An 11,154-nucleotide genomic window follows, 5' to 3' on the forward strand; every position below is an offset into this window, starting at 1 on the left:
TTACGACCGTAGGCGACGGCGTTCCCGACCGTCAAGGGCCTGTGTCAGCGCACCCAGCGGTCGGCGAAGTCGAGCCAGGCTGCCCAGTCGAACGGCAGCACGTCGTGCCGGCCGTCGCGCAGGTGATACCCGAGCGGTACGGCGTCGGGCTGCAGGATCGTTCCGGGCACCGGGAACTCGCCCGCGGTCGCCTCGGCACCACCCGGCCAGGCGGCCGAGGCCCCTTGCCAGGAAAGGAATTCCCCTTCCGGGTCGGCGCCGGGATCGTCGCTGGCGCTGGCCACGTACAGCGGTCGTGGCGCGACGAGGGCCAGCAGGTCGGCCTGGTCGGGAATGTCGCGGGGTGCTCCGTCGTGGATCCGTTGCCACGCGGCGGCGGTCTGCTGGAACAGCGGGGTGTACCAGTACGGACGGACCTCGGCCAGCAACTGCGGCGTCTCGCCCACGGCCCGCGACGAAGCCGCCCCGGTACAGCCGGAGTCATTGCTGATCACCGCGGCCCAGCGCGGGTCGCAGGCACCGGAGAACAGCGCCGTCTTGCCCAGTCTGGAGTGGCCGTGGGCGATCACCCGGGCCGGGTCGAGCTCGGGCACCATCCCGGCCTCGAGGGCGTCCAGGACCCGCGACATGGTCCAGGCCCAGATCCCGATCGCGCCCCACTCGGCCGGGCGGCGATCTTGGTACGGGGAGCCGCCGAGGGTCCGGTGCGGTCCGGTGGCGAACACATCGGGGGTGTCGGGTCCGAGTTGCCGGTAGCACCAGGTCACCGACGCGTACCCGCGTGCGGTGATCGCCGCGAAGTCGAACCGGTGGGCCTGGGCGCCGCGCTCGGCCCGCTCGGCGACGCCGTCGCGAGCGAGCGAGGTGCCGATCCCGTCACCGACGGAGGAATCGCTGCCGGCCTCCGAGAGATCGAGGACCGCCGGGTCGGTGGTGCTCGCGTGGTTACCGCTGAAGTTCATCCCGAGGAAGGCCGGTGCCGGAAGATCGGCGGAGGCGCCGCCGGGCAGGTGCACCAGCAGGGTGATCCGGGTCGGCGGCCCGGTCGGCGCCGACAGGTCGAGCCGAAGCTGGCGACGGCGGCCGCCGTCGGGGCTCGGGCCCTCCTCCAGCAACCGCCAGGCCAGCGTGATCTTGGACGCCAGCGCCGGCGGGTCGCCGTACATCCGGTCGGCGAAGAACTGGCGCACCGTGCTGGACTGGGTCACGGCTGATCACTGTAACGAGGCTTCGTGATCATGCCCCCTACTAGGAGCCGATCCGGTCGAAGGCGAGGCGGCGGCGGTAGTCCGAGGGCGAGATTCCGTAGACCTGGCGGAACCGACGGCTGGCGTAGTTCGGGTCGGGCCAGCCGACGGCGCGACCGATCACCGCGACCGTGTCGTCGCTGCCGAGCAGCAGGACGGCGAAGCGTTCGGCGCGGCTGCGGGTCAGCCAGCCGAGCGGCGTGCTGCCGACCTCGGTCCGGAACAGCCGGTGCAGCCTGGACGGCGAGACGGCCGCGGCCCGGGCCAGCTCGGCGACGGTCCAGGGGCGGGCCAGGTCGCCGGACATCGCGGTCAGCGCGAGCTGGACCGGCCGGGTGATCATGGCGGTGCCGGCCGACGCGATGCTCAGGCCGGCCAGCCGGCCGAGCACACAGCCGAGCAGGCTGCGCCGCACGATCGCCTCCTCCGGACCGGGTTCCGGGCGATCACGCCCCGGCCGGGCCAGCTGGTCCAGCCAGCCGGTCACCTCGGTCAGCCGGCCCGGCGCCAGCGCGTCCGTCGAGGCGCCGCCGTGCAGCAGCAGCCGGACCAGTGACGGATGGGCCAGGCTCCAGGCCAGGTCGGTCAGCAGCAGCCGCGGCCCGACGTAGACGTTGATCACGGTGCACCGCTCCGGCCGCAGGTACGCATGCCAGCTGCCCGGCCGGACCGCGACGACCTGACCGGGCATGATCATCCGGTCCCCGTCGGCCGTCCGGTGCACGGCCCGGCCGGCGACGACCAGGGCGAGCTCGATGAAGTCGTGGATGTGCGGATCGACCGGGTCCGGGATCGAGACCCGGTCGGCCAGGATCGGGTAGTCGGCCGCGGTGAACACGTTCGGTTCCCGCCGGAGCAGGGTCATGGCACGCCGTCCCTCCGCCGAGTGCAGGATCGTGCTAGGACGAGCCGAGTCTGTCCTGTCCTCGACCCGGCTGACAAGACCAGGATGGAGATCCACCGACTTCCCTGCAAGCAAAGGAGCTGGCCGCGATGACCACGACTGCGCCGGACACCGACCTGCTGGATACCGAGACCATCGCCGACTACCGCCGTGATGGTTTCGTCCGGATCAAGGGGGTGCTCACCCCGGAGGAGGTGGAGCGCTTCCGGGATGCGGCCCAGCAGCAGTACGAGACCGGCACCGCCCTGAACCGGGACGACCAGATCTTCAAGCAGGTGGTCAACGTCTGGACCACCGACGAGACCCTGCGCGACCTCACCCTGCATCCGAAGCTGGCCCGGCTGGCGACCGAACTGGCCGGCCTGCCGGTCCGGATCTGGCACGACCATTTGTTGATCAAGAAGCCGCACAACCAGGCACCGACCGAGTTCCATCAGGACGCGCCCTACTGGCCGCACGCGAACTGCCGGCACAGCCTCTCGGCCTGGGTCGCGCTGGTCGACGTACCGGTCGAACGGGGCTGCATGACGTTCATCCCGGAGCAGCACGAGCGGCGCGACATCCGCCCGATCGACCTGACCGACGCGCACGACCTGTTCGAGGCCGCGCCCGATCTGACCTGGCACCGGCGGGTCACCATCCCGTTGCAGGCCGGCGATGTCACGTTCCACAACGGCTACACGCCGCACACCGCGAACTCCAACGACACCGACGAGTTCCGGTACGCCCACGTCAACATCTACGCCGATCGTGAACTGACGTACGACGGCAAGCCACACGTGTGCACCGATCCGTTGAACCTCACGGTCGGGCAGAGGCTCCCCGATGATCATTTCCCGCCGGTCGGTTAGCGTGACCGGGTGACTCATGCCGAGCAACTCCGGAACCACTGGTACTGGCGGCCGGGCTGGCGGGTCGGCACCCGCGGCTACTACTGGCACCTCACCTGGGACGGGCACACCGAGCTGCACCGCCTGGTCGACGAGTACCAGGCGGTGCTGGCCCCGTTCGCCGGCCTGGATCCGATCCCGCGCCCCTGGCTGCACCTGACCCTGCAGGCGATCGGCTTCGCGGACGAGGTCCCTGATGATCAACTCGCGGAGCTGGCCGACCGCGCCCGCACCGCCCTCGCCGGGCTCGGGCCGATCCGGGTCCGGTTCGACCGGGTGCTGGTGTGGGGCGAGGCGGTGGTGCTGGCCCCGACGCCGGCGGAGCCGGTCGAAGAGCTGCGGGCGAGGCTGCGGGAGCTGACCGGCGCGGTCACCGGTGCGACGCCGGGGCGGGACGACTTCTCGCCGCACGTCAGCTTCGCCTACGTGAACGCCGACCAGCCGGCTGCCGAGGTGGTCGCCGCCGTGGAGAGCGTTCGGCCCGAACCGGCCGAGGCGATCATCGACGCCGTGACCTTGCTGGAACAGCACCGCGACAACGGAATGTACGAGTGGAAGGTGCAGAGCTCCGTTCCCCTCACCTGATCAGCCCAGGATGCAAGACGCCGTTAACCACGGCTTGACGGGTAGTTTCCTTCATGATCATCTTCTGGAGGGAATCGATTTCTCACGCTGCTCCTCAAGGAGGAGATCATGATCACCCATCAGGCCAAAGGTGTTTCCCGTCGGAGCCTGCTCGGTGTTGCAGGAACGGCCGCGCTCGGAATGGGATTGGCGGGCTGCGGCCAGACCGGTTCCGGCAGTCCGGGCGACGGGAATTCCGGCCCGGCCGTCGCGTTGCCGGTCTGGAAAGAACCGCAGGGTCTGCCGACGCCGGATTTCCCGGGGATCCCGGGCCGACTTTCCGCCGGCTATCTCTCGTATCCGAAGAATCCGCCGTCGATGGCCGAATCCGGACCGGCGTCCGGTGGCACCATCAGTGCCGCCTACCCGATCTCCGGTGGCACGCCGCCGCCGGTCGAACGCAACGTGTATTGGCAGGCGATCAACAAGGCGCTCAACACCGATTTCCGGGCCACCCTGATTCCCGCCGGCGACTACACGGCGAAGTTCTCGGTCCTGGTGGCGGGCGATGATCTTCCCGACCTGATCGCGGCGCCGAGCACGTACCCGAGACTGCCGCAGTTGCTGAATGCCAAATTCACCGACCTGACCGAATACGTCTCCGGCTCGGCCATCGAGGAGTATCCGAATCTCGCCTACGTGGCCACCGACGCCTGGCGCGGCGCGACGTTCGAGAACAGGATCTTCGCGATTCCGCAGTCGAAGGAGCCGATGCCGTCGGTGATGTTCGCGCGGAAGGATCTGCTGGCCGCGGCCGGCGCCTCGGCGGACTGCGCGTCGTTCCAGGAATTCCGGGAACTCGCGGTCGCACTGTCCCGGCCGGCGGAGAATCGCTGGGCCCTGGGCAGCGTTCCCGGCGTGGTGCAGTTCATTCTGTCGATGCTGGGCCGGCCCAATGCCTGGATCGAGGAAGGCGGAAAGTTCACCGCGCAACTCGAGACGCCGGAATATCGCCAGGCCGTGTCGGAAACCGCCTCGATGTGGGCGGACGGTCTGTTCCATCCCGATGCGATGGCGTCGGACACGGTGGGCCAGAAGCATTGGCTGGTCGCACAATCCATTGCGCTGCATTGGGACGCCATCGGCGCCTGGACCGACGACGTGTTCAAACAGGCCAAGCTGGCCGAGAATCTGACCTGCATCGTGCCGCCGGGATTCACCGGTGGTCCGGGCACGTCGGCCATCAGCAAACCCTGGTTCCGGCTGCTGCTGATGCCGAAGGCGGAACCCGACCGGGTGCGCGAACTGTTGCGCGTCCTGGATTATCTCTATGCCCCGTTCGGCTCGAAGGAATATCTGCTCAAGACCTTCGGCGTCGAGGGAGTCGATTTCACCTTCGACGGGTCGGAGCCCATTCCGACCGAGCAGGGAATCGCCGAGACGGCCCTGATGATGCGGTACGTGGGCACGCCGCCGGTGGTCACCTATCAACCGGGTCAGCCCGAGGTGACCAAGGCGCGCTACGACTACGGCAAGAGCGTCCAGGACTTGATCATCGACGACCCGACCGTCGGCCTGCTCTCCGAGACCGAGCAGAACAAGTCCCAGGAACTCACCTCCCTGGTGACCGACGCGGTGAACGCCATCGTGGCCGGCAAGAAGCCGCTGGACACCTTCGACGAGACGGTGCAGACCTGGCGCCGGACCGGCGGCGACGAGATCCGCCGCGAGTTCGAGGAATCCTTGCAGGGTTCGGATCGCTGACACTTCGCTGAAAGGGAACGGCACGGTGCCTCGCGACCGAACCGAGTTCGCATTTGGTCCCCAGCTCGACGGCCAGTACGACGTCGCCGACCAGTTGAGCCGGCACGTCCGGCGGCGCACGGCGGCGGCGCTGGCGGCCGGCCGGCAGGCCAAGGACGCGATCACCTCGGAAGATCAACTTCGGCAACGGCAGGACTGGCTGCGCGGCTTCGTCGCCGAGGCACTCGGGGACGAACCGGCATCGGACCGGCCGGTGCCGAGCGCGGTCGTACGGGGCACGCTGCCCCGCTCCGGGTACGAGATCGAGAAGCTGCTGCTGGACTGCGGCGACGACACGGTGCTGACCGCGAACCTGTACCGGCCGACCGGCCGAACCGGGCCGCTGCCGGCGGTGTTGTTCTGCTGTGGCCATGCGCCGGCCGGCAAGGCCGCGCCGGCGTACCACGGTGCCTGCGCGATCTTGGCCCGCCGCGGCTTCGTCGTCCTGGTCCACGACACGATCGGGCAGGGCGAACGCCTCGATCTGCTCGACGAGGCCGGCCGGGCGATCATCCCGGCCAACGTGCCGCAGCACAACCACCTCGGGGTCAAGGCCTGGTGGGCGGGCGAGACCCCGGCCCGCGTCTTCGTCACCGAGGCCCGGCGAGCGCTGGACTACCTGGCGGCCCGGCCCGAGGTCGACCCGGAGCGGATCGCGGCGCTCGGCAACAGCGGTGGCGGCACGATGGTCAGCTGGCTCGCCCTGACCGAGCCGAGGCTGGCCGCGGTCGGGATCAGCTGCTTCCTGACCGGGATCGAGGAGATCCAGGACTCCGGCCACGCGCAGGACCCGGAACAGGTGATCCCGGGTGGGGTGGCCGCCGGACTTGATCATGACGACGTGCTGCTGGCCATGGTGCCGCGGCCGACGCTCGTCCTGTCGAAGAACTCCGACTTCTTCCCCGTCGAGGGCACGGTCCGTACGGTCGACCGGGCCCGCCGGTGGTTCGGGCTGGCCGGAGCGGCCGACCGGTTGCGCCACGTACGCGACGACGGCACGCATGGCCTGAGCACCCGGCTGGCCGAGGCCGCCGCCGCGTTCTTCGGCGAGCACCTCGGCGCCGTGGCGACCGACGTCCCCGAACCCGAGCTCCCGGCCACGGAGAGCGACCTGCGCTGTACGGACTCCGGGCAGTCGGCCCTCGACGGCCGGCCGCTCCGCGTGCTCGACGCGATCGCCGACCGGTTCGCCCGGTCACCGGCGCCGACGCCGGAAGCGGCCGTCGCCTGGCTGGGGGCGCGGGTGTCGGCAGGCAGGCGCCCGGCCGCCGAGCTGTTCCCGCGCTGGTTCGACAGTCCGGCCGCCTGTGTCCGCAAGGCGATCTGGTGGTCCGAGGCCGACCTACTCAACGCGGCCGTGGTGTTCGCTACGACCGGGCCGGTGGAGAGCGTCGAGGTGCTGCTGCTCGATCGCGGCACCGACGACCTGCCGGATCACCTCAGCCGGTGCCGGACCCGGCAGCAGGCCGGCACCGCCGTGATCATTCCCGATCTCCGAGGCGTCGGCAGCGTCGCACCCCGACGCGACAACACGCACGGACTGGAGGCGCACTACGGGACGCTGTTCCGGATGACCAGCGACCTGATCGCGCTCGGCGACAGCCTGGCCGCGGGCCGGATCCAGGACGTGCTCCGGGTGCTGGACCTGATCACCGATCCCGCCGGCCTCGACCTGCCGCGGGCCGAGATCACCCTGGTCGGCCACGGCCACGGGGCCTTCCTGGCGGTCGCCGCCGCGGCCCTGGACGCGCGGATCGGTCACGTCACCTGCCTCACCCCGCCGTTCGATCCGAGGGCCGAGGTCGCCGAGCGCTTCCACGGCAGCGAGCGGGACGCGATGTTGATCATCCCCGGCCTGGCCCGGCACGCGCCGCCCGCCGCCCTGGCCGCAGCCCTGGGCGACCGGCTCCGGCTTCCATGATCAACTCCGGCGAGACAGAGGAGCGTCAGTGAACGTACGGGAGCATTTCGCGGACCGGGTCTACGGAAGGCCGCCGGCCGGCGCGACGGTGCGACCGTCGTGGTCCGTGCTGGAGGAAGGCGCTGCCCCGGAAGGCGCGACGCGACGCCAGCTCCGGCTCCACCTGACCGCGCCGAACGGTGATCAGGTACGCCTCACCCTGCTGGTCCACCTGCCGACCGGGGCCCGCCCCGACGCTGCCGTGCCGGCGTTCTGCGGGATGAACTTCCGCGGCAACCACGCCTGCACCGACGATCCCGCCGTGATCGATCCGACCACCGATCCCGAGGCCGGTGACCCGCTCCGGCGGGCCGACGAGGCGAGCCCACCGGACCGCGGCGAGCAGTCCCACCGGTGGCCGTTCGGGCTGGTCGCCGAGCGCGGTTGGGCGAGCGTCACCTGGTGCTATCTCCAGCTCGGGCCGGACGATCCGGAGCTGTTCGAGACCGGCCCGCACCTCCTGTTCTCGAACCACCGCCTGACCGAACGCGATCCAGGGGAATGGGGCGCGATCGGGATCTGGGCCTGGACGATGTCGCGGGTGCTCGACGCGCTGACCGCCGGCATGGTCCCGGAGATCGACGCCACCCGGGTGATCGCCCACGGCCATTCGCGCCTCGGCAAGACCGCGATCTGGGCCGGGGTCGAAGATCAACGGTTCGCCGCGGTGATCAGCAACGACTCCGGCTGCCTCGGCGCCGCCCTGACCCGGGAGGTCGGCGAGACACCGGCCGCGCTGGCCGAACGGTTCCCGCACTGGGTGGCGCCGGACTTCGCTACCGTGCTGCCGCGCTGGCGGGCCGTGTTCGATGGGGCCGATCCGGACCTGCCCGACCAGCCGGACCTGCTGGCCCTGATCGCGCCGCGGCCGCTATATGTGGCGAGTGCGTCCGAGGATGCTTGGGCGGACCCGGAGGCCGAGTTCCTGGCCTGGCAGCGGGCTTCCGCCGCCTGGCCGGGCGGAGCGGCGGCCACCGCCGGCGCCTTCCCCGGGCCGGGCGACCGGCGGGCCCCGGACGTCCCGCTCGGCTACCACCTGCGCGAGGGCGGCCACGACGTCTTCCCGTTCGAATGGCAGGCCTGGCTCGACTTCGCCGACCGCTGGGTCCGCTGATCGACCGAGGGCCGTAGGATCGGTCTCGCCCAGCGGTCCCGGAATTTCAGAAACCGGACCGTACGCCGAGCCGGAGGACGCCGCCATGATCACTGCCGCACCCCTGGCCGGCCGAGTCGTGTTGATCACCGGGGCGTCCCGCGGCATCGGTGCCGCGGTCGCAGCCGGCCTGGCGGCGCGCGGCGCGCGAGTGATCATCGGGTACGAGCCGCGCGCGGACCGGGCCACCGAGGCCGCGGCCGTCCAGACCAAGATCACCGAGGCCGGCGGGACGGCGATCACCCTGCCCGCCGACCTGTCCGATCCGGCCCAGGTCGCCGAACTGGTCCGCCGGTCCGGCGAGGCCTGGGACCGGCTCGACGTCGTGATCGCGAACGCGGCCGCGTCCGGCCGGGTCGACTGGCGCACCCTGTCGGTCGCCGACTGGGACCGGGTGCAGCAGGTGAACGTCCGCGGCACCTTCCTGCTGGCCCAGCAGAGCCACCCCTGGCTGCTCCGCGCGGCGGCACCGTCGTTCGTCGCGGTCACGTCGGTGATGGCCGAGACCGGCCAGCCGGGCGCGGTCCACTACACGGCCTCGAAGGCGGCGATCATCGGGCTGGTCCGGGCCCTGGCCCGCGAGCTGGGCCCGGACGGCATCCGGGTCAACGCGGTGATGCCGGGCGCGATCCGGACCGAGGACGAGCTCGACCAGTTCCCCGATCCGGCCACGATCGACCCCGAGATCCTTGCCGTACAGGCGGTTCCGCGGCGCGGGCTGGCCACCGACCTGGTCGGCGCGTTCGCCTTCCTGGCCGGGGACGACAGCGCGTTCGTGACCGGCCAGGTGATCAACGTCGACGGCGGCTGGGTGCTGCGGTGATCACCGGCGCCGGATGATCAGCGGGCCGTCCAGCCGCCGTCGACCGGGATGATCGCCCCGGTCACGTACGCCGACGCAGGCGAGGCCAGGAACACCAACGCGCCGCTGGCGTCGTGCCCGGCGGCCATCCGGCGCAGCGGCGTGCGCTGCGCGTAGGCCCGGGCGAAGTCGCCCTCCTCGCCGGTCGGGTTGTAGCCGCCCGGGCACAGGCAGTTGGCCCGGATCCCGTACGGTCCCAGCTCGCCGGCCAGGTAGCGGGTGAACCCGACCATGCCGCCCTTGTCGTAGCTGTAGAAGGCGTACGGGGCGACTCCGGTCCCCGGATAGAGGGTCTGGTCCGGACCGACCAGGCCGTAGATGGAGCCGATGTTGACGATCGACCCGGACCGCTGCTCGACCATGATCGCGGCCAGTTCCCGGGTGAGCAGGAACAGGCCGCGGGAGTTCACCGCCGAGGTCGCGTCCCAGTCGTCGGCGCTGGTGTCGAACAGCCCACCGCCGGCCCGCTGCACGGCGTTGTTGATCAGGACGTCGACCCGCCCGTGATCACGGCGCAGTTGTCCGGCGAAGGCGGTGATCGACTCCTCGTCGCCTTGGTCCAGCCGGGCTCCGACCACCCGGCGGCCCGGCCCGGAGAGCCGGGCCGCCGCAGCGTCGGCCGCCGCGCCGTCCCGGGAGGTCAGCACCACGGTGGCCCCGGCCGCGGCCAGTGCCTCCGCGAACCGGGAGCCGTACAGGCCGGTGCCGCCGGTGATCACGACCACCTGGCCGTCCAGCCGGAAGGCATCCATCGTGAACTCGTCCATGATCATTCCTCTCCAGGATCAGGAGTCGCAGTCGACCCAGCTGCGGTCGGCCGCGGAGGTCCGCAACGCGTCGGCCACGGACAGGGCGGCGATGCCGTCGGCCAGCGTGACCGCCGGCGCCTGTTCACCGCGGGCGACCGCGAGCAGGTGCTCGGCCTGCCGGCGCAGGGCGGCCTGGGCCGGCTCGGCGTGGTCGAGTTGATCATCGACAGCTCCGGTCCGGCGGACGGTGATCGTCCCGGCCCCGAGGTCGGCGGTGAGCGACCCGTCGGTGCCGATCACCGACAGCTGGCGCAGGCCGCGCCGGTCGACGTAGTCGACGTGCAACGCCCCGACCAGGCCGGATTCCAACTCCAGCAGGGCATCGACGAGGTTGGGCTGCTCGACGTGCGGCACCAGCCGGCTGGTCCGGGCGACCGCGAGCACCCGCGCCACCGGCCCGAAGAACCAGGCAAGGTAGTCCCACTCGTGCGAGTAGTCCCGGAACAGCCGGTCCGGCTCCGGCTGGGCGAAACGGTTGGCCGCCGCGGTGATCGTCCCGTACGCGCCGAGCAGCACCTGGAAGCCGGTCGGTTCGCCGATCGCTCCCTCGGCCAGCAGCGCGCCCACCCGGCGGACCACGGTCCGGTGCCGGAGCACGTACCCGACCAGGCTCCGCTCCCCCGCCGGGCCGAGCTCGGCGACGGCCTTCCGAGCCTCGGCAGCAGACGGGCCGAGCGGCTTCTCCACCAGCACCGCGGCACCGGTTCGGGCCGCCCGGGCCAGTTGATCAAGATGGTCACGGTCCGGTACGGCGACGATCACCGCGACCGGTTCGTGGTCGAGCAGTTCCTCGAACGTGCCGGCCAGCCGCAGCTCGCCGTCCAGCCCGGCCGCCGCGGTCCGCATCTCGGCCGACGCGTCGTACCCGACGATCGGCCCGGCCCCGGCCTCCCGGAGCGCACGCAGGTGCTGCCGGCCGATCGAACCCAGGCCGCTGATCGCGATCCACGGTTCCGCCATGA

At 71.3% G+C, this 11,154-nt stretch carries 10 protein-coding genes; 6 read left to right on the forward strand and 4 right to left on the reverse strand.

Going from position 1 to position 11,154, the window contains the following annotated elements:
• Positions 1-44: 44 nt before the first annotated feature.
• Together ACFQU4_RS20990 and ACFQU4_RS20995 are read right to left on the reverse strand one after the other, a co-directional pair.
• Positions 45-1,208, reverse strand: a complete 1,164-nt coding sequence (locus tag ACFQU4_RS20990) for a hypothetical protein (RefSeq protein WP_377495542.1) — start codon at positions 1,206-1,208, stop codon at positions 45-47.
• Positions 1,209-1,248: 40 nt separating this feature from the next.
• The gene (locus ACFQU4_RS20995) at positions 1,249-2,112 is read right to left on the reverse strand and encodes an AraC family transcriptional regulator (RefSeq protein WP_377495544.1); all 864 of its coding nucleotides are present in this window, start codon (positions 2,110-2,112) and stop codon (positions 1,249-1,251) included.
• A 128-nt stretch (positions 2,113-2,240) separates the two neighbouring features.
• On the opposite strand from ACFQU4_RS20995, the gene ACFQU4_RS21000 reads away from it, so the two are divergent.
• The 6 genes from ACFQU4_RS21000 to ACFQU4_RS21025 all read left to right on the forward strand — a co-directional run bounded on the left by ACFQU4_RS21000 (position 2,241) and on the right by ACFQU4_RS21025 (position 9,344).
• Complete coding sequence (locus tag ACFQU4_RS21000; protein WP_377495546.1) at positions 2,241-3,002, forward strand: phytanoyl-CoA dioxygenase family protein; 762 nt, start codon at positions 2,241-2,243, stop codon at positions 3,000-3,002.
• Between the two features lie 9 nt (positions 3,003-3,011).
• Positions 3,012-3,626: a 2'-5' RNA ligase family protein gene (locus ACFQU4_RS21005; protein WP_377495548.1), complete on the forward strand. Its 615-nt coding sequence runs from the start codon at positions 3,012-3,014 to the stop codon at positions 3,624-3,626.
• Positions 3,627-3,734: 108 nt separating this feature from the next.
• Positions 3,735-5,369: a hypothetical protein gene (locus ACFQU4_RS21010; protein ID WP_377495550.1), complete on the forward strand. Its 1,635-nt coding sequence runs from the start codon at positions 3,735-3,737 to the stop codon at positions 5,367-5,369.
• 25 nt (positions 5,370-5,394) lie between these two features.
• On the forward strand, positions 5,395-7,329 hold the full coding sequence (locus tag ACFQU4_RS21015) for an alpha/beta hydrolase family protein (protein WP_377495552.1): 1,935 nt from the start codon (positions 5,395-5,397) through the stop codon (positions 7,327-7,329).
• Between the two features lie 28 nt (positions 7,330-7,357).
• Positions 7,358-8,482: an acetylxylan esterase gene (locus ACFQU4_RS21020; protein WP_377495554.1), complete on the forward strand. Its 1,125-nt coding sequence runs from the start codon at positions 7,358-7,360 to the stop codon at positions 8,480-8,482.
• A gap of 85 nt (positions 8,483-8,567) precedes the next feature.
• Positions 8,568-9,344 carry an SDR family NAD(P)-dependent oxidoreductase gene (locus ACFQU4_RS21025; protein ID WP_377495556.1) on the forward strand — a complete coding sequence of 259 codons (777 nt, stop codon included), beginning with the start codon at positions 8,568-8,570 and terminating at the stop codon, positions 9,342-9,344.
• Between the two features lie 17 nt (positions 9,345-9,361).
• Here ACFQU4_RS21025 and ACFQU4_RS21030 read toward each other — a convergent pair whose 3' ends face one another.
• Both ACFQU4_RS21030 and ACFQU4_RS21035 read right to left on the reverse strand, forming a co-directional pair.
• The gene (locus ACFQU4_RS21030; RefSeq protein WP_377495558.1) at positions 9,362-10,150 is read right to left on the reverse strand and encodes an SDR family NAD(P)-dependent oxidoreductase; all 789 of its coding nucleotides are present in this window, start codon (positions 10,148-10,150) and stop codon (positions 9,362-9,364) included.
• A gap of 18 nt (positions 10,151-10,168) precedes the next feature.
• On the reverse strand, positions 10,169-11,152 hold the full coding sequence (locus ACFQU4_RS21035; RefSeq protein ID WP_377495779.1) for a Gfo/Idh/MocA family protein: 984 nt from the start codon (positions 11,150-11,152) through the stop codon (positions 10,169-10,171).
• Between the last annotated feature and the right edge of the window lie 2 nt (positions 11,153-11,154).

Source organism: Microlunatus sp. GCM10028923 (assembly GCF_042666975.1).
Classification (GTDB): domain Bacteria; phylum Actinomycetota; class Actinomycetes; order Propionibacteriales; family Propionibacteriaceae; genus Microlunatus.

Bases quoted from the DNA above. Each gene is read 5' to 3' on its own strand.
- ACFQU4_RS20995 (WP_377495544.1), bottom strand. From the start codon at position 2,112: ATGACCCTGCTCCGGCGGGAACCGAACGTGTTCACCGCGGCCGACTAC.
- ACFQU4_RS21000 (WP_377495546.1), top strand. From the start codon at position 2,241: ATGACCACGACTGCGCCGGACACCGACCTGCTGGATACCGAGACCATC.
- ACFQU4_RS21010 (WP_377495550.1), top strand. From the start codon at position 3,735: ATGATCACCCATCAGGCCAAAGGTGTTTCCCGTCGGAGCCTGCTCGGT.
- ACFQU4_RS21025 (WP_377495556.1), top strand. From the start codon at position 8,568: ATGATCACTGCCGCACCCCTGGCCGGCCGAGTCGTGTTGATCACCGGG.
- ACFQU4_RS21030 (WP_377495558.1), bottom strand. From the start codon at position 10,150: ATGGACGAGTTCACGATGGATGCCTTCCGGCTGGACGGCCAGGTGGTC.
- ACFQU4_RS21035 (WP_377495779.1), bottom strand. From the start codon at position 11,152: ATGGCGGAACCGTGGATCGCGATCAGCGGCCTGGGTTCGATCGGCCGG.